This is a genomic window from Rhizobium sp. G21 (genome assembly GCF_014158035.1).
GTDB lineage: Bacteria > Pseudomonadota > Alphaproteobacteria > Rhizobiales > Rhizobiaceae > Rhizobium_E.
In genome coordinates, this window is sequence record NZ_JACFXW010000001.1 from 4,088,001 (window position 1) to 4,105,041 (window position 17,041).

Sequence of the window (17,041 nt, forward strand, 5' to 3'; positions counted from 1 at the left end):
TTGAGATTGAGAAACCGGGGGCGACCCCGGTTTTTTCGTGATCGGCCTTCAAGCGGTGGCGATATCCCCGTCGCCGTCGACCGCCACGCGGTTGCGGCCCTTCTGCTTGGCGCGGTAGAGCGCGCGGTCGGCGCGGGCGACGAGGTCTGCGGGGCTGGTATCGGCGCGGGTGCGGGTGGCGGCGCCGAAGCTTGCGGAAATGGACGGCGCAGCGTCGGCGAGATCGCCCAACTCCGCCGCCGCGATGGCGCGGCGAAGCCTTTCCGCCAGGCGCGCGGCTTCGAAGGCGTCGGCGCCGGGCAGGATGAGGGCGAATTCCTCGCCGCCATAGCGCGCGGCATGGAAGTCGCTGCCGTCCAAGACCTCGGCGATGACGCTCCCCACCAACCTCAGACAGTCGTCGCCGACCTGATGGCCGTGGCTGTCGTTGAACGCCTTGAAGTGATCGATGTCGAGCAGGATCAGCGACAGCGGCGCCTGGGTGTCCGAGGCGAAAGCCGCATTCAGCGCCGCATCGAAGCTGCGGCGATTGGCGATTCCGGTCAGCCCGTCGGTCAAGGCGTGGCGCGCAAGCTGCTCATTGGCCTGTTTCAATTTTCTGTTGGCGTCGGCCAGCTGCTGCAGCGCGGTTTCGCGCTCGTATTCGGCCAAGATTTCGCCGAGATAGAGATCGCTGAGACGGGCGAGATAGGTGAGTTGAAACAGAAAATAAACAAGGCATATCAACGCCATCATCCACTGGCCTTCGAGGGCCGCCGCGATCGACACGGTGCTCATCAGAAGCGCGATGTTGATCAGCATCGGCGCGGGCGACATGAAGGCGCGGGCCGCCGAGGATTGGATGATGCCGCAACCGACCGCAAGGACGATCAACTGGCTGTCGCCGTTTCCGCCCGAATAGAGCGCCGCCAAAGACAGTCCCCAGCACGCTCCCGACGCAACCGAGATCGCTGCGAATATGCGGGTCCATTTTTTCAGCGACTGGTCGCTGCGTCGTCGGAAAGCAGCTTGGCCGGCGATGCGCATGACGATCTGGAACGCGATCAGGCCAGCGGAGAAAGACACGGCGCCGGTTTGCCCATCCAGCCAGGGATGCAGCGCGGCCAGCCCGATGGCGAGGGCGGCCAGAAGATGCGGTGTGATGCGATAGAGTTCGCCGAGCTGGCGCCAATGGGTTTCCGGGCGGCCGAGATCAAGTCCGATCATGATATGGGTGAGATGGCGGAACTGGCGCACGTCGTCCTCGAGTACAGATGCCTAGCCGCCGCTGTATATTTTATCTTCTATAAAAAAACCTGTATCGTTACGCGACAAGTTATGGGAGCGCTGTTGTAGAAATACTGAAATTACAAATTCATGCCCGTGTGACGCCGTTGCATTCACGCTCGACGCGGCGCGCTATAAATAGGTCAGCATTGTTGACTTATTGCCTCTGCCGTGATCTTCTGGCGGCATAATATCGGAGAGGAAACGAATCCATGGATTGGCAACAGGTCTTCGCCACGCGCGCGAGCCGCATGAAGGCGTCTGAAATTCGCGAATTGCTCAAGCTTCTCGAGCAGCCCGACATCATCTCCTTCGCCGGCGGCATCCCCGACGTGAACCTGTTTCCGAAGGCCGAAGTGGCCGAAGCCTATGCCGAAGTGCTCGCCAGCCCCCAGGGCGACGCGGCGCTGCAATATTCGGTGTCGGAAGGCTACAAGCCGTTGCGCGAGTGGATCGTCAAGGAAATGGCGAAAATCGGCATCGCCTGCACCGCCGATCACGTCTTCATCACCTCCGGCTCGCAGCAATTGCTCGATTATCTCGGCAAGCTCTTCCTGTCGAAGAACGATACGGCGCTGGTGACCTGGCCGACCTATATGGGCGCGCTCGGCGCCTTCAACGCCTATGAGCCCAATTACGACAAGCTATTGCCGCTCTCCAACCGCGAGCCGTCGTCCTATCACGACGCGGCGAAGGAGAAGGGCGGCGCGGTGAAATTCGCCTATTGCGTGCCCGGAATTCCACAATCCCACCGGCGTGACCATGACGCGCCCAGAGCGCGAATGGCTGCTCGATCTCGCCGAGAAGCTCGACGTGCCCGTGATCGAAGACGCCGCCTATCAGTCGCTGCGCTATGCCGGGGAGAGCGTGCCGCCGATCCTGGCGCTGGATCTCGATCGCAATGGCGGCGATATCGAAAAGACCCGCACCTTCTATTGCGGCACCTTCTCCAAGACGCTGGCTCCGGGCCTGCGCATCGGTTGGCTCGTCGGCAATTCCGAAGTGGTGCGCAAGCTGGTGCTGATCAAGCAGGCCGCCGACCTGCATTCCTCGACCATCAACCAGATGGTCATCCACAAGGTCGCCGAGCGGCTGTTCGACGAACAGATCGCCAAAATCCGCAAGGCCTATGGCCATCGCCGCGAAAAGATGCTGGCGGCGCTCGACGCCTATATGCCGGCGGGCCTGGAATGGACGCAGCCCGAAGGCGGCATGTTCGTCTGGGTGACGCTGCCCAAAGGCATGGACGGCGCCAAACTCCTGGCGCGCGCCATCGAGACGGTGCGCGTCGCCTTCGTGCCCGGTCGAGCCTTCTTCGCCGATGGGTCCGGCGAGAACACCATTCGCCTCTCCTTCTCCTGCGCCTCCGACGAGATGATCGACGAAGGCGTCAAGCGGCTGGGCCAGTTGATCGCGGCAGAAGGCGCCGCGCTGGCGGCGTGAACGGATCAGGCGCAGCCGAGGGCGGCTGCGCCTGCGCCTGCTCTATCGGCGTCTCGTAGATAGACTGACGGCGTGCTCCACCCGTCATCCGGCTGCCGCTCCTTCTTCCCGCAGGCGCGGGGAGCAAAGTCCCGGCGAGGGATGAGGACCGCGCAGGCCGTCACACTCCTGCTCCGAACGCCACCCGCGCCACGTTTTCCTTCCCGGATCCCCACATGGAAACAGACCTTTATCTGCCGGTGAAGCGTTTCCTCGAAAGCCTGGGCTTCGAGGTGAAGGGCGAGGTCGGCGGCTGTGATATGGTCGGGCGTCTGCAGGGCGAGGCGGGCGACGTGGTCGTCGTCTGCGAGCTCAAGATGAGCTTCAATCTCGAGCTCGTGCTGCAAGCGGTCGATCGGGCGCAGGCCGCGGATGAAGTGTGGATCGCGGCCAGGGTGTCGGCAAAGGGCAAGGGACGCGAGACCGACCGACGCTTTCGCGACCTCTGTCGCCGCCTCGGGCTCGGCATGATCGGCGTCGACGATCGCGGCGAAGCGCAGGTGCTCGTCAAATCCGTGTCGCCCATGCCGCGCACCAACCCCAAACGCCGATCACGGCTGATGCGCGAATTCGACCGTCGACGCGGCGACCCCATCCTCGGCGGCTCGACGCGGACGCCGCAGATGACCGCCTATCGGCAACAGGCGCTGGCGGTTGCCGCCGCAGTCCGCTGCGGACGCGTCCGACCTGCCGAGATACGCCCCGATTGCCCCGATGTCGGCAAAATCCTCCAGAACAATGTCTATGGCTGGTTCGCCCGTGTGGAACGCGGCGTCTATGCGCTGACGCCGGCGGGGGAGGAGGCGCTGACGCGCTGGAGCGCGCAGGCGCCGAGCGCCTGAGAGTCGGCCATCACCCGACACAGCATGCCGGCGAGCAAGGCCGCTCACCATCGATCGATGCAAATTTCCGTAAAACCTCGGAAGGAAGACATCTGGTGGGTGATGTAGGGTTCGAACCTACGACCCGCTGATTAAGAGTCAGCTGCTCTACCAACTGAGCTAATCACCCGTTCCAGAAGCGCTCGCTGCGCGTCTGAGGGGGCGTATAAAGGGCTTCTTCGGGGTTGGCAAGTCCCTGCGTCGGGGAAAACGCCACAGTTTTCAACAGGATTGGCGAGGCGTCCCGAAACAGGCCGACCGGTTCAGACTTTGCGCCGGAGACGCTTTCGAGCAGACACCGCCGGCGGCGCGTGGCGCATGATCAATGTTTGGGCGGCGTCCAGCGTCAAGGGCCGTCCGAGATGGTAGCCCTGGCCGAAATCGAAGCCGAGACTGGTCACCGTCGCCGCCTGACTGTCCGTCTCGATCCCTTCCGCGACCGTTGTGGCGCCAAAGCCGGACGCGATCGCCACCACGGCTTTTGCAATCGACAGGGAGCCTTTGTTGCAATCGAGATCGGCGATGAAGCTGCGGTCGAGCTTGATCTTGTCGAACGGGAAGTCGCGGAGATAGGCGAGGGAGGAATAGCCGGCGCCGAAATCGTCGATCGAGATTTTCACGCCGAGCGCCTTGAGCGATCTGAAGAGTGCGAGACTGTGTTCGGCGTCGCCCACGAACACGGATTCGGTGATCTCGAGGTCGAGGCGATGTGGTTCGAGCCCGCTCTCATCGAGAGTGTTTTCCACGAGTTTCGGAATGTCGGAGCCTTGCAACTGTCGGGGCGATAGGTTGACCGCCATCGTCGATTCCTTCGGCCAGCCGGCGGCGACGGAGCAGGCGCGCCGCAACACCCATTCTCCGAGCGGAGCGATGAGCCCGGTCGTCTCGGCGAGATCGATGAAGTGGCCCGGGCCGATCAGGCCGAAACGAGGATGCCGCCAGCGCACCAGCGCCTCGAAGCCGGCCAGACCGCGGTCGCCCAGTCGAAAGAGCGGCTGATAATGCAACTCCAGCTCATCGCGCCCGATGGCTTCGCGCAGTTCCGCGGTCATTTGACGGCGACGCTGAGCGGCGGCGCTCATGATCGGCGAATAGACGCGAAAGGTCGCGCGGCCCGCTTCCTTGGCGGCGTAGAGGGCGATGTCGGCCAGTCGCAACAGCTCCTCATCGCTGTCGGCGTGATGCGGCGCGAGCGCCACGCCGAGGCTGCAGCTGAGCATTTCCTCGCCGTTTTCGAGAACGAACGGCGTGTTGAACACCGCCTGCACCCTTTCTCCGAAGGCGTCTACTTCGCCGGCGTCCGGAAAACGGGCCATGAGCGCGAATTCGTCGCCGCCCAGTCGGGCGACCAGCGTGTCCGGCAAGGTCTTCGTCAGCCGGGCGGCGAGCTGGCGCAGCAACGCGTCGCCGGCGCTGTGGCCGCCGGTGTCGTTGATGTCCTTGAAGTTGTCGACATCGAGAAAAGCCAGCGCCACGACGCCTCCGGCCGCCATGGCCTCGTTCAGCCCTTCCATGAAAGCGGCGCGATTGGCGAGCCCGGTCAGGGGATCCTCCAGCGCCAGACGTTCGAGTTTCCGGGCGAACATCCGCGCCTCGGTGACGTCCTCGGAGACGCCGAGCAGGAAGCGCTGCGGCTGGTCGGCGCCCAGCCGCAGCATTTTCTTGGTGGTCTTGATGATCCGCTCGGAACCGTCGGCGACGCGATGCCGCGCCTCATAGACATAGGCCTCGCCGGAGGCGGCGGCTACGCGGTCCGATTCCTGAAAGACTTTCGTTGTCTCCGCCGAGAAGATGTCGTTGTCGCGGCGACCCAGCACATCGGCGGGATCCTTGCCGTCGATGGCCGCGCTCACCGCGTTGAAGATGATATAGGCGCCGTCCGCATCCATGTCCTTCACGAACACGCCGTTCGGCATGTTTTCGATGATGGCGTTGAGAATGATGTGAGCTTCCTCGACCTGTCGCTTGGCGAGGTTGAATTCGCTGCGGTCCTGCACGATCGCCAGGATGGCATCGGCGCCGTCGAAGCGGATGGTCCGCCCATAGGTCTGCACTTCGAATGTCTCGCCGTCGGCCTTGAGGTGCAGCCAGCTGTCTCTGCGCTCGATATCGCTCCGCGCCGTCACGGCGCATTGCATCCTCTGCCGCTCATGGTCGGGGCGGATGTCGAGGACCGTCATATCCGCGAGTTGTCTGCGGCTGTAGCCGTAAAGCGAGACCATGGCGTCGTTGACAGCCAGGAACTTCAGCGTTTGCGGATCATAGACCCACATCGGCGACGGGTGGGTTGCAAACAAGAACTGGAAATCATCTTGGCCGATCGATTGGCGAGGCTCGTTGAAATTTCGCATTATTAGTCACTTTGAATGAATAATTATGAGAAGGTATCGGAAAAGTGTGAACAAATGAAAAAACAGATCACGCGGTACATGGTCTCTCGAGACAGGCGAGGCGTTCGGATGATCGTTGTTTCCGCGTCTTGTGCGCAGCTTGATCGCGATGATGAAATCGACGAGTCGTCGCCCCGATATTCGCGCCGGGAGCATTGAGACGCCATATCGCGCGAGAAGAAAAGGCCCAAGCCCGGTTTTTTCAGAAAGTCTGTGCACAAAGGCCGAGGGAAGTGTCTGGTGGGTGATGTAGGGCTCGAACCTACGACCCGCTGATTAAGAGTCAGCTGCTCTACCAACTGAGCTAATCACCCGTTCCAGAAGCGCTCGCTGCGCGTCTGACGGGGCGTATAAAGGGGTTGCCGAGCCTTGGCAACCCCGGTCCGTCACAAAAATGAAAAAAATCCCCGTACTCCAACCGGCGGCGCGGAGGGTTGAAAAATCACAGGAAAATCTCGCCTGCCGCCAACTTCACCGCCTGTCCGCCGATGCGGGCGCGGATGACGCGGCCGGCTTCGGTGTCGATATGCAGATGGATATGCGACGTCCGGCCCATCTCCACGCCTTGCTCGATGAAGAGAGCGTGGCGTCCGTCGGTGAGGCCGTCGAAGTGGTTGATGGCGCCGCTCATCGCCGCCACCGCCCCGCCGGTCGCAGGGTCTTCGACGATGCCCATGTCGGGCGCGAACATGCGGGCGTGGAAGCTGGCGCGGTGATCCTCGCCGCCGCGGCAATAGAGATAGCAGGCGCCGGACGGGACGGCTTTCGTCCACAGTTTCGGATCGAAACGAACGGCCGCGGCAGCCGCCAGTCCCGAGACCGGGACCATGACGAAGGGCACGCCGGCGCTCCACAGCGACAGGCGGTGGTTTTCGAAGCCGATATCGCCGGCGCTGAGGCAGAGCGCGTCGGCGACGGCCTGGATGTCGAACTCGGCAGGGATTTCTTCAGACAGGCGTGGCAGGTCGAATTCGGCAAAAGAAATCTCGCTCGCTGCGAGGCGGACGGCGGCGCGCACGGGGCCGATTTTCTCCTCGAGCATCGAGACGAGATCGATGCTCGCGCCGGGCGACTGGCGTTCGGCGAGCGCGATGGCCGCGCCCACCGTCGGGTGACCTGCGAAAGGCAGTTCGCGGCCGGGAGTGAAGATGCGCAGCTGCGCCGTATGCGCAGGGTTGTCCGCCGGCAACACGAAGACGGTCTCCGAGAGGTTGAACTCGCCGGCGATGGTCTGCATCGACTCATCGGAAAGGCCCGAGCCGTCGAAGACGACGGCGAGCGGATTGCCTTTCAGCGCGTTGGCGGTGAAGACGTCGTAGATGGCGTAGGCGCGGGACATGGTCATCCTTTCCGGTCGAACAGCCAGGTGAGCAGGGGGGCATGAAGGCGGGATAGTCGTGCGCCGCGCGATCCGAGTCGCGGATCGCCAGCGCGCCGTCGATTTCCGGTTCAGGGTCGGCGGCGACATGGGCGGCGATGCGATCGAGCATCTCCTGCGCGGTCAGGTCGAAGAAGAAGCGCCGAAATACGGTGACGGTATTGTCCGATTGCACGGCGTAGGTTTGCGCATCGGCGCGGGCGGTCGCGATGTCGAAGCCGGTTTCCTCCAGCACCTCCCGGCGCATGTTGAAGTCGAGATCGCAACGGCCTGATACGACGTCGTTTTCGTCCATGGAGCCCGCCGCGCAATAAACCCTGCCCGGATTGGCGGTGTGGGCCCCCATGCGTATGGCGATCAGCGCGCCGTCCGACGAGATCGGCAAGGGCAGGGCGAAAAGGTGGTATCCGCCTGCCGGACGCGCCAGACGCCGCCAATGCAGGAAGGTGGCGAAGGGCGCCAGATAGGCTTCGCCTTCGATGCGACCGTCGACCAGGGACAAGCGGCGCTGGAAGACCATGCGGCCGTTGAACAAAGCGGGATTGGCTGCGACTTCGCGCGCCCAGTTTTCCTCGATCGCCGCCTGGTTTTCCAGAACCCAGGGATGATCGCCGTCATGCACGACGAGGGCATGGGCGGCGAGCGGAAACACCTGGCCGGCTGGCGGGAAACCGGCGTTTTCGAGATCGTGATCGATGTTCACGGCAGATGGAGCTCCATGACGACGGGGCAATGATCGGACGCCTTCGGCCGGTCCCAGCCGATGCGGGGATAGCGCTCGACCTCCTGTCCAGGCGGAAAGGGGTGCGGAACGGTTGACCGGACCTGACGATATCGGGCGCGGCCGCGGGATTGGCTTCCGACAGCGACGGCGACAGCCAGATGTAATCGAGCTGGCAGAGATGCCGTTCCTCGAGGCCCCGGGCGTGAAACAGGGTCCAGCGATCGTCGGGCGCGCGGCGCCTGACGACGTTCTCAGCGAAGCCGTCGCCGCTGAACACGTCGAGCGCGCTTTCGCGCTCTTCCGTCGGAGTGAAGGCGAAGCCCGTTCGGCGGTCGCCGGAGATCAGCAGCTTTTCCTGGTAGTCGTTCATGTCGCCGCAAATGACGAAGTTGCGATGGGTGACGCCCTGGCCGAACCGCGTCTCGATGATGCGCCTGACGGCGCGCGCCTCGGCGCGGCGCAGCGCCATGGTGGCCGTGCGGCCGTCCATTCCGTTGCGCGGGCTGGTCATGGACTTGAAATGGCTGACGAACACCGTCAGGCGCTTGCCGCCGATCCGGACGTCGAGCTCCAGACAGTCGCGCCGGAAGATTCGGTCGTCGGGCTTTTCCGTCGCGGTCAGAGCTTCGTCGTAGAGGCCGAAATCGCGGAAGGTCACGGCGGCGTGGCTGCGTATGTCGATGAATTCGATCGGCGCGCCGTCGCGGGTGCGTTCGCGCATCATCACCGCCACCTCGATGCCGCGGCTGTCGTTTCCCTTGATCAGATATTTCTGCCGATAGCCTTCGCCGACCATCTTGTAGAGATAGCCGTATTCAAAGGCGTTCAGCGCCTCGAGGCTTTCGACCTCCTGCAGGCAGAGAATATCGGCGTCCGCGTCGGCGATGGCCAGCGCCGAATGCTGTCGTGTGTCGTCGGTGGAGGCGATCATGCGCGCCTCCTCCAGCCGGCGATAGTCGGCTTCCGAATCGATCGTGTAGAGCCTGAGGGCGCGGTCCTGGCGGAGCTGATTGCGAAAGCCGGTGAAATCGAAGCGATTCAATAGGTTTTCGATGTTGAATGTTCCGATCCGAACGGCCATCACTGTCTCCGCTGATGCGCCGTGACGCTAGCACGGGGCCTGACGGCTAGGCAAACCGCCTTGTCCCGGCGCCTGCGCTGTAAACTTATTTTGGGTGCAGCTAAAATGTCGATTGAAGGTCTCGCGGCCGACGTGATTTACTGCCGGCCGGGTAGGGCAAGGCCCGTAAATTTTGGGAAAACAAAGGGGAGTTCTCCGCAATGAAACAGTTTCTTCTCGCTTGCGCCATCGCCTCGGCTGCGATGGCGAGCCCGGTCGCAGCGCTGGCTGACGATCTTTTCGGAGCGATCGCCTATTCCGGCAGCACGGGATCCTATGGCTGGAGCACGGGCTTCAGCACCCGCCGCGCCGCCGAGCGCGAAGCCCTGGGCAATTGCGGCGACCGCGCCAATGACTGTGAGGTCGCAACCTATTTCAAAAACGCCTGCGGTTCGCTGGCCGCCGGCGCGAATGGCGGCTGGGGCGCCAATTGGGGCGATCACATGGGCGAAGCCGAGCGCAAGGCCATGCGGGTCTGCAAGAAAAACGACAGCGGCTGCTCGGTCGTGGTCACCAAATGCGCCGACGATTGATCTGAAGATCTCGGCCTGAAACCTCTCGCCCGCCGTTCCGATCGGCGGGCTTTCCATTTCGATCGCCGATCGCATGACGACCCTCCCGCGCAATCGGGCTTGCGCCGCCGGCGGGGCGGTGTACCGTCTCGACCACAGCGAGTTTTTTTTTCAGATCCGCGGCCTTACAATCCGCTCCGAGGAAACTATGTCTGCTAAGCGATTGCCGACCCGGACTTTGGGGCTGTTTGTAGAACGGTTTTGGGCGGCGGTCGGACAGTCGAGAGGGCATACAGAGAATGACGATAGCGCAGGACGATCAAAGAGCCGCGCGACCAGACCATGACGGCGTGGGCGAACCCGTATGGCCCGTGGCGCGCAATCCGGTTTTGGACTGGCTGGTCGGCGAGACGCGCAGCGAGAGATTTCTGGACAACCTGTTTCTCGACATGTGTGAGCGCCTGAACGCCGCCGGCCTGATGATCGGTCGCGCGACCATTCACCTGAGGGTGCATCATCCGCAATGGCTCGGCGCGCGGATTCTGTGGCGGCGCGGCATGGTCGAGGCGGAAATCGACACGTTCGACTACGGCATCGAAGAGACGCCGCAATTCCAGCGCAGCCCGGCCCGGTTGCTCTATAGCGGCGTCAACGAGGTCCGGCAGATCCTCGGCGATCCCGCGCTCGACGAGCCTTTCCCATTGTATGGCGATCTCTACCGCCAGGGCCTCACCGAATATCTCGCCTGGCCGCTCGAATACACGCTGGACAAGAAGCACATCATCACCTTTTCCAGCGATCGGCCGGGCGGTTTCCGGGATTGGGAGATCGTCGCGCTCCGCGATATCCTGCCGATCTTCGCTCTGGCCTCCGAGGTCCGCGTCAAGAATCGCATGGCGCGCACGCTGCTCGAGACCTATGTCGGCCCGCACGCCAGCGAGCAGATCCTCGCCGGCGCCTCGACCCGCGGCAGCGGGGCGACGATCGAGGCGGCGATCATGATCTGCGATCTTCGCGATTTCACGTCGCTTTCCGATCTCTGGCCGCGCGACGACGTCATCGACATGCTCAACGCCTATTTCGATGCGCTGTCCGAGCCGATCGAGCGGCAAGGCGGCGAGATCCTCAAATTCATGGGCGACGGGCTGCTTGCGATATTTCCGCTGTCGGACCCGGAAGCCTGCGCCAAGCTGCTGCTCGCAATCCGCGACACTCGCCGGCGCATGGAGGCGCTGAACCTGGTTCATGAGGAGCGGGGCCTGCCCAATCTCCGCTTCGGGACCGGCGTGCATATCGGCGACGTCATGTATGGCAATATCGGCTCGCGTCGTCGGCTCGATTTCACCGCCATCGGTCCCGTGGTCAATATCGCGTCTCGGCTCGAAACCCTGACCAAGGATATCGGCCGAAGCGTTCTGCTTTCCGGTGATTTCGTCGAGCGCGCCGGTTGCCAAGACGAGGTCGACAGCGTCGGGCCGCATGTGCTGAAGGGTCTGAACCATCCGGTGGATGTCTATGCGCTGCAAACACCGACAAGGATCTCCTCGGACTGATCGAACAATCCGGCATCCTCTCGACGACACCGCTCTACCGGACCGCGAGCGATCTCGCACCGGGACGGACTCGGATGTCGATCACGAGCAGACGACCCATCCGACATTCGAACCGACCCGCATCGTGTTCGAAGGACACAACGGCTTCGGTCAGGCGCGCGGTTGAAGATGAAGGCTCAGGGGTGGGCATCAGCGTCTTGGTCCGCCCCGACAGCCAGTAACCGAAAAGGCCGATCCATTCATGGGCGGCGAGGTCGAGATTGGTCAGGCCGACCGCCGTCGAACGCGGACGGTTGAGCGGGTGGGCCAATCCCCGGGTGCGGTAGTCGACGGGGTAGGGGATGAAATCCAGCCCTTGTTCGCGAAACACCGCCACCGAACGCGGCATATGCGAGGCGGAGGTCAACAGCAGCCACCGCTCGCCGGGCTTCGGCGTGATCGCCTTCCTGGTCTCGACGGCGTTTTCGAAAGTCGTGCGGGAATTCTCCTCCATCTCGATCCGTTCGGGAGCGACGCCCATGCCGATCAGCGCCTGGCGCGCGAAGGAGGATTCGCTGACGCGACCCTTGTCGGTGTCCGAACTCCAGCCGCCCGAGAGAAAGACGCGCATGGTCGGGAAGCGATTGGCGAGCGCCGCCGTCTCGGTCACCCGTTCGGCGGCGTCGTTGAGAATCACCTGGCCCCGGGTGACGGACAGGGATGCAGGTCGACCGCGCCGCCGAGCATCACCACGCCGGTCGGCGGCTCGGTGATGTCGGGAACCGGGAAGCGATCCTCCAGCACGGCGACCGGCAGATTGCCGAGCGGGGTGAAGCCCGCGGCGAGCGGAATGGCGAGCGCCAGCGCGCCCGCGACATATCCGAGCCGGCGCCAGCCGACCAACAGCAACAACGCCGCGAGAGCGCCGAGCGCGACCATGATGTTGGACGGCAGGATCAGCGTGTCGACGAGCTTGGACAGAAAGAAGAACATGTCGGCTCCTGAATGGCGCGGGCGGTTGTGACAGCCCGACCCTATAGGCAAATCCTTTTCGAAATCGAAAGGCCGCGCCGTCAGCCGCGTCGGCGGTTCATCAGCAGAGCCAGCATCGGCGCGCCGATCATCGCCGACACCAGGCCGGCCGGGATCTGATATGGGAAGGCGAGCATGCGGCCGCACCAATCCGCCAGCGCCATCAGGGCCGCGCCGATCAGGGCCGCACCGAGCGTCTGGGCCCCGGCGTGGCGCAGGCCGGCTTCGCGGGCGAGATGCGGCGCCATTAGGCCAATAAAACTCATCGGTCCGACCGTCAGCGTCGCGGCGGCGGTGAGCAATGCCGCCAGCGCATAGAGCGCCAGTCTTATCTTCGGTAATGCGAGACCCAGCGCCTGCGCCGGCGCCGGGCCGAGCGGCAGGATCTGCAGCCAACGTCGCGCCAGGGTCGCCAGCGCGACGAGGGCGAGCATCGCGACCAGCGACACCACGGCGGTCTGAACGTCGACCGCATAGGTCGAGCCGCTCATCCAGCGCATCAGCGCCATGCCGCGCGGATCGCCCATCGCGCTCAGGGCGCCGGACAGGGCGTCCGCCATGGCGCTGATCGCCACGCCGGTCAGCAGCACCCGTTCGGCGGCGAAGCCCGATCTGCGCCCCATGGCGAGGATGCCGAGCAGCACGCAACCCGCGCCGAGGCCGGCAAAGCCGAGCTGCAGCGTCAGGACGGGAGTGGCCACCACCAACAGCGACAGCGCCATACCCATGGTCGCACCGGCGCTGATCCCCAGAACCTCCGGACTGGCCATCTCGTTGCCGGTCAGGCGTTGCAGGATGACGCCCGCGACCGCGAGCATCGCGCCCGCGCCGATGGCTGCGAAGATGCGGGGCGCGCGATAGGGCATCACATCGTAGAGCGCCTGACCCAGGGACAGCTCGAAGTCGCCGTCGAGGCCGCGGCCGACGAACAGGGCGATGACGATGATCAGGGTCGCCAGGACAATAGCCAGAACCGGCGTCCAGCCCGGGGTGGAGCGTTGCGAGGTCGTCGGAGCGGCGCCGGCGCGAAAACGCGTTTTCAGCCGCGGCAACAGCATGAGCAGCAGCGGCGAGCCGAAGACGGCGGTGACGGCTCCGGTCGGCAGCGAATCCGAGAGATCGCCGAGCATGGCCACCAGCGCCGCGTCGGTCAGAGTTAGCAGCGCCGCGCCGATCAGGCTCGACCAGACGAACAGCGACAGCGGCCGCCGCGCGCCGCTGATCCGGGCGAGCAGCGGCGCGACGAGACCGATGAAGCCGATCACGCCGACGGCTGCGGTGGCGACGGCGGCGAGCGTCACGGCGATGGCGACCGCTGCGAACCGGGCGTAAAGGATCGACAGGCCGCGGCCGGCGGCGCCCCTCCTCGCCGAGATCGAGCAGGCCGAGCGGCCGGATGACCAGAAAGGCGAGCGCCGAGAGGATTGCGAGTTTCGGCGCCAGCGCGAGCGGGACCGCCCAACTCTGCTGCGACAGCGAGCCGGCGCCCCAGACATACAGGCCGACCAGATAGCGATCGTTCATCAGAATCAGGATGGCCGACAAGGCGCCGCACCACAGGCTGATCACCATGCCCGACAGAACCAGCGAGAAAGGAGTGAGGCCGCGCCGGGCGCCGATCAGAAAGACGAGGCCCGCAGCGACGGCGCTGCCCGCCAGCGCGATCCCGTCCCGACCAAGGGAGAGGAGCGCGGGCGCATAGAGCATCGTGGCGGCGAGCGCCAGTTGCGCGCCGGCGGCGATGCCGAGCGTGGTGGGCGAAGCGAGCGGATTGCGCAGCGCCTGCTGGAGGATCGCGCCGGACAGCGACAGCGCCGCCCCGACCATCAGCGCGGTCGCGATGCGCGGCAAAGCGGCGTTCAGGAAGACGAGCCGCGCCATCTCGTAATCGACGGCGGACGGATCGAGCGCAAGAAACCGGTCGATCCTGATGAAGACCAGGAAAACTGCGAGCACCGTGAGCGTGACCGTGAGCGCAAGCGGGCTGCGGCGCGGGTCGAGAGCGGAAAGGGTCATGAGCGCGCCTCGATCGCCGATGTCAGAAGGCGCGCAAAACGCGTGGCCTCGCCCACCATCCCGAAGGCGAGCGCAGGCGGCAGGATGGACAGGCGTCCCGTGCGATTGAAGGGCAGCGCCTTCCAGATCGGGCTGTCGCCGATCCTGGTCATGACGTCCCGCGGCGTCGGCTCGAACAGGATGGCGTGGACGCCGTCGCCCGCCGCCGCGCCGAGGCCTTCGAGGCCGGTCGCGGTGAAACCCCAATAGTTGCAGGGCGATGTCCAGGCGTTGTTCAGGCCCAGGCGGTCGAGGGCGCCCTGATAGAGGCCCGGCGCGCCATAGACATAGGCGTGGCGATCGTCGATCAGATAGAACATCAGGACCTCGCGTTCCGGCAAGCGCGCGAGACGGGCGCGGCAGTCGGCGAACAGCCGATCGGACCGGTCGAGATAGGCCGACATCGAGGCGGACGCGCCGAGATAGTCTCCCATGCGCCGTGTTTCGGAAATCGCCTTCGGCAGCACCGGCTCGCCCGAACCGTCGAAGACGGAGATGCGCAGGCAGGACGCAATGTCCTTCAGCTTCGGCAGCAAGGCGTCGAGAAAAGGCGTGGTGATGATGAGATCGGGCTTCAGCGCCGCCAGCAGTTCGAAATTCACCTCCCAGGCGCTGCCGAGATTGACGACGCCGGCTGGCTGGCAAGGCAGGCGCGCCCATCCATTTGTCCCAATCGGCGGCTTCGGCGACGGCGGCGAGCGCGCCGCCCGTCTCGATCAGCGTCGAGGCGACGGCGTAATCGAGCGTGGCGATGCGGCGGAAGCGCGGCGTCTCGGCGCGAGCCGACAAAGCCAGGGGCGCGACGGCGAGGCTGGCGATCACCGCGCGGCGGCTGAGGGGAAGGCGATCAGGAAACATATGCGAGCGGAATGTCGAGGGCGGGATGCGGCATCACCGTCATGTCGACGCCGTAGATCATGCGCAGCGTGTCATCGGTCATGATGGCGCGCGCCGGACCGAAGGCGACCAGTCGGCCGCCCTTGAGGGCATGGATCTCGTCGGTGAAACGGGCGGCCATGTTGACGTCGTGCAATACGATGATCACCGACAGCGACTTTTCTCGCGACAGGCGGCGGATCAGGGCGAGAAGTTCGAGCTGGTGGGCGATGTCGAGCGCCGAAGTCGGCTCGTCCAGAAGCAGGCAGCGGCTGTCCTGGGCCATCAGCATGGCGATCCAGGCGCGTTGGCGCTCGCCGCCCGACAGGGTTTCCACCAGCCTGTCGCGCATGGCGGCGGTGTGGGTGATGTCGAGCGCCTCTTCGACCTTGGCGCGGTCGAGCGCCGTGAAGCGGCCGAGCGCGCCATGCCAGGGGTAGCGGCCCGCGGCGGCCAGTTCACCCACCGTCATGCCCGCGGCCGTCGTGAGGTCTTGCGGCAGGTAAGCCACCTCGCGGGCGAAGCGGCGGCCGCCCAACGCGGCGGCGCGTTCGCCCGAAAACAGGATGTCGCCGCCCGATGGCGCGATCTGCCGCGCCAGCAACTTGAGAAGCGTGGATTTTCCCGATCCGTTGTGGCCTATCAGCGCCGAGACGCAGCCAGTCTTAAAATCGATCGACACGTCGTCGAGGAGCTGGCGGTCCGAAACTTTGAAACTGAGGCCGCGTGTGGAGAAGACCGGCTTTGTATGGGACATGTCAGTTCCTTTCGCGCCGCCTGTTTTCCCGGTGGCCTGCGGCGTCACCCGCGTTGAAACGCCGCTATATAATATGATAAGGCAAGTCAAGTTAGCTTGCGGCCCGCGCCGCCGCCATGGAGAAGGTTTCGCGTCTCGATGAATTTCGTTCCCCGCATGAACAACCGCATCGGCGGCTACACCGTCGAGCGCTACTTCCATCGGCGATACTGGAACGGCATGGCGGCCGACCTCTGGGATGTGACCTGCGCGCCGGGGGCCGGCGGCTTCTACAGCGCCCGGGATCCTCGCCTGTTCGTGGCGCTCGCCGCGGATGGCGGCAGCGACGCGTTGTTTGAGATGCGGGAGATCGGCGGCGACAGTCGCGCGCGCAGCGTCGCGCCGTTCATCTCCTTCATTCCGGCCGGCATGGATATCGAGGCCTATTCGCACGGCATCCGCTCGGTTCGGCATCTCGATCTGCATTTCGACGCCGATACGCTGGAACGCAGATTGGGTGCGGATTACGCGGCCGCGGCCTTTCAGAGACCGCGATTGATGATGTCGGAGCCGCAGCTCTTCGCGCTGTCCGAGCTTCTCGCGCAGGAATGCCTGGCGGACGAGCCGCTGCATGATCTCTATGGCGACGGACTGGCTTTGTCGTTGCTGCTCGCCGTGATGAAACTGCCCGCTTCCGAACGGCGGATGGGCGGCAAGCTCGCGCAATGGCAACTGCGCCAGGTGACCGATTTCATCGAGGATAATTGCCTTCGGACCATCCGGCTCGATGAGCTGGCCACGATCGCCGGCCTGTCCGCCTGCTATTTCAGCCACGCCTTCAAGGCGTCCACCGGCCTGCCGCCGCATCAGTGGCAGATGCGGGCGCGGATCCGTCGCGTCAAAGCGAGGCTGATCGAGACGCGTCAGCCGCTCGCGGAGATCGCGGCGGAAATGGGGTTTTCGGACGCGGCGCACCTGACCCGGATGTTCCGCCGGCATGTCGGATCTCCGCCATCGGTCTGGCGTCGGGATCAGGCTGATTGAACGGCGCGGCCGT

The 17,041-nt window shown here is 64.6% G+C and carries 13 protein-coding genes, 2 tRNA genes and 3 pseudogenes; 5 read left to right on the plus strand and 13 right to left on the minus strand.

Going from position 1 to position 17,041, the window contains the following annotated elements; translation table 11 throughout:
• Positions 1-48 precede the first annotated feature (48 nt).
• Entirely contained in the window at positions 49-1,236 is a 1,188-nt protein-coding gene (locus tag H2O14_RS28990; protein ID WP_182829075.1) for a GGDEF domain-containing protein, read from the minus strand.
• A gap of 242 nt (positions 1,237-1,478) precedes the next feature.
• Between H2O14_RS28990 and H2O14_RS20285 the strand changes: the two are divergent.
• Both H2O14_RS20285 and H2O14_RS20290 read left to right on the plus strand, forming a co-directional pair.
• Positions 1,479-2,709, plus strand: a pseudogene (locus H2O14_RS20285) (PLP-dependent aminotransferase family protein).
• 215 nt (positions 2,710-2,924) lie between these two features.
• Positions 2,925-3,590 (plus strand): DUF2161 domain-containing phosphodiesterase, encoded by a 666-nt coding sequence (locus H2O14_RS20290; RefSeq protein WP_182829076.1) that lies wholly within the window; start codon positions 2,925-2,927, stop codon positions 3,588-3,590.
• 93 nt (positions 3,591-3,683) lie between these two features.
• Here H2O14_RS20290 and H2O14_RS20295 read toward each other — a convergent pair.
• The 6 genes and pseudogenes from H2O14_RS20295 to H2O14_RS20320 all read right to left on the minus strand — a co-directional run bounded on the left by H2O14_RS20295 (position 3,684) and on the right by H2O14_RS20320 (position 9,202).
• Positions 3,684-3,759: transfer RNA gene (locus tag H2O14_RS20295), tRNA-Lys, on the minus strand.
• 133 nt (positions 3,760-3,892) lie between these two features.
• Complete coding sequence (locus H2O14_RS20300; protein ID WP_246697465.1) at positions 3,893-5,926, minus strand: bifunctional diguanylate cyclase/phosphodiesterase; 2,034 nt, start codon at positions 5,924-5,926, stop codon at positions 3,893-3,895.
• A 331-nt stretch (positions 5,927-6,257) separates the two neighbouring features.
• Positions 6,258-6,333, minus strand: a tRNA-Lys gene (locus H2O14_RS20305).
• A gap of 128 nt (positions 6,334-6,461) precedes the next feature.
• Positions 6,462-7,358 carry a PhzF family phenazine biosynthesis protein gene (locus tag H2O14_RS20310; protein ID WP_182829078.1) on the minus strand — a complete coding sequence of 299 codons (897 nt, stop codon included), beginning with the start codon at positions 7,356-7,358 and terminating at the stop codon, positions 6,462-6,464.
• A complete protein-coding gene (locus tag H2O14_RS20315; RefSeq protein WP_312858633.1) occupies positions 7,261-8,100 on the minus strand; it encodes an NUDIX hydrolase in 840 nt (279 codons plus the stop codon). Before H2O14_RS20315 ends, H2O14_RS20310 begins: the two co-directional genes overlap by 98 nt.
• Positions 8,097-9,202 (minus strand): annotated as a pseudogene (locus H2O14_RS20320) (endonuclease/exonuclease/phosphatase family protein). The gene H2O14_RS20315 and the pseudogene H2O14_RS20320 overlap by 4 nt, the downstream one beginning before the upstream one ends.
• 200 nt (positions 9,203-9,402) lie before the next feature.
• Between H2O14_RS20320 and H2O14_RS20325 the strand changes: the two are divergent.
• Entirely contained in the window at positions 9,403-9,774 is a 372-nt protein-coding gene (locus H2O14_RS20325; RefSeq protein ID WP_182829079.1) for a DUF4189 domain-containing protein, read from the plus strand.
• 278 nt (positions 9,775-10,052) lie between these two features.
• Positions 10,053-11,306 (plus strand): adenylate/guanylate cyclase domain-containing protein, encoded by a 1,254-nt coding sequence (locus H2O14_RS20330; protein ID WP_182829080.1) that lies wholly within the window; start codon positions 10,053-10,055, stop codon positions 11,304-11,306.
• Between the two features lie 34 nt (positions 11,307-11,340).
• Here H2O14_RS20330 and H2O14_RS20335 read toward each other — a convergent pair whose 3' ends face one another.
• The 6 genes and pseudogenes from H2O14_RS20335 to H2O14_RS20355 all read right to left on the minus strand — a co-directional run bounded on the left by H2O14_RS20335 (position 11,341) and on the right by H2O14_RS20355 (position 16,005).
• Positions 11,341-11,982, minus strand: coding sequence for a YdcF family protein (locus tag H2O14_RS20335; RefSeq protein ID WP_182829081.1), 642 nt, complete (start codon positions 11,980-11,982; stop codon positions 11,341-11,343).
• Positions 11,979-12,278 (minus strand): hypothetical protein, encoded by a 300-nt coding sequence (locus H2O14_RS20340; RefSeq protein WP_182829082.1) that lies wholly within the window; start codon positions 12,276-12,278, stop codon positions 11,979-11,981. The genes H2O14_RS20335 and H2O14_RS20340 overlap by 4 nt, the downstream gene beginning before the upstream one ends.
• Positions 12,279-12,358: 80 nt before the next feature.
• Positions 12,359-13,618, minus strand: coding sequence for an iron ABC transporter permease (locus H2O14_RS27810; protein WP_312858634.1), 1,260 nt, complete (start codon positions 13,616-13,618; stop codon positions 12,359-12,361).
• A gap of 121 nt (positions 13,619-13,739) precedes the next feature.
• Positions 13,740-14,333: pseudogene (locus H2O14_RS27815) on the minus strand (iron chelate uptake ABC transporter family permease subunit); the annotation flags it as partial.
• A complete protein-coding gene (locus H2O14_RS20350; protein ID WP_182829457.1) occupies positions 14,330-15,046 on the minus strand; it encodes an ABC transporter substrate-binding protein in 717 nt (238 codons plus the stop codon). The gene H2O14_RS20350 and the pseudogene H2O14_RS27815, both read right to left, overlap by 4 nt.
• A gap of 173 nt (positions 15,047-15,219) precedes the next feature.
• Complete coding sequence (locus tag H2O14_RS20355) at positions 15,220-16,005, minus strand: ATP-binding cassette domain-containing protein (protein ID WP_182829083.1); 786 nt, start codon at positions 16,003-16,005, stop codon at positions 15,220-15,222.
• A 138-nt stretch (positions 16,006-16,143) separates the two neighbouring features.
• Between H2O14_RS20355 and H2O14_RS20360 the strand changes: the two genes are divergently transcribed.
• On the plus strand, positions 16,144-17,028 hold the full coding sequence (locus H2O14_RS20360) for an AraC family transcriptional regulator (RefSeq protein WP_182829084.1): 885 nt from the start codon (positions 16,144-16,146) through the stop codon (positions 17,026-17,028).
• Positions 17,029-17,041: the final 13 nt, after the last annotated feature.

Excerpts from the sequence above, each read along its gene's own strand:
- H2O14_RS20310 (WP_182829078.1), bottom strand. The coding sequence starts at position 7,358 with ATGTCCCGCGCCTACGCCATCTACGACGTCTTCACCGCCAACGCGCTG.
- H2O14_RS20355 (WP_182829083.1), bottom strand. The coding sequence starts at position 16,005 with ATGTCCCATACAAAGCCGGTCTTCTCCACACGCGGCCTCAGTTTCAAA.
- H2O14_RS20340 (WP_182829082.1), bottom strand. The coding sequence starts at position 12,278 with ATGTTCTTCTTTCTGTCCAAGCTCGTCGACACGCTGATCCTGCCGTCC.
- H2O14_RS20330 (WP_182829080.1), top strand. The coding sequence starts at position 10,053 with ATGACGATAGCGCAGGACGATCAAAGAGCCGCGCGACCAGACCATGAC.
- H2O14_RS20325 (WP_182829079.1), top strand. The coding sequence starts at position 9,403 with ATGAAACAGTTTCTTCTCGCTTGCGCCATCGCCTCGGCTGCGATGGCG.
- H2O14_RS20360 (WP_182829084.1), top strand. The coding sequence starts at position 16,144 with ATGAATTTCGTTCCCCGCATGAACAACCGCATCGGCGGCTACACCGTC.
- H2O14_RS20290 (WP_182829076.1), top strand. The coding sequence starts at position 2,925 with ATGGAAACAGACCTTTATCTGCCGGTGAAGCGTTTCCTCGAAAGCCTG.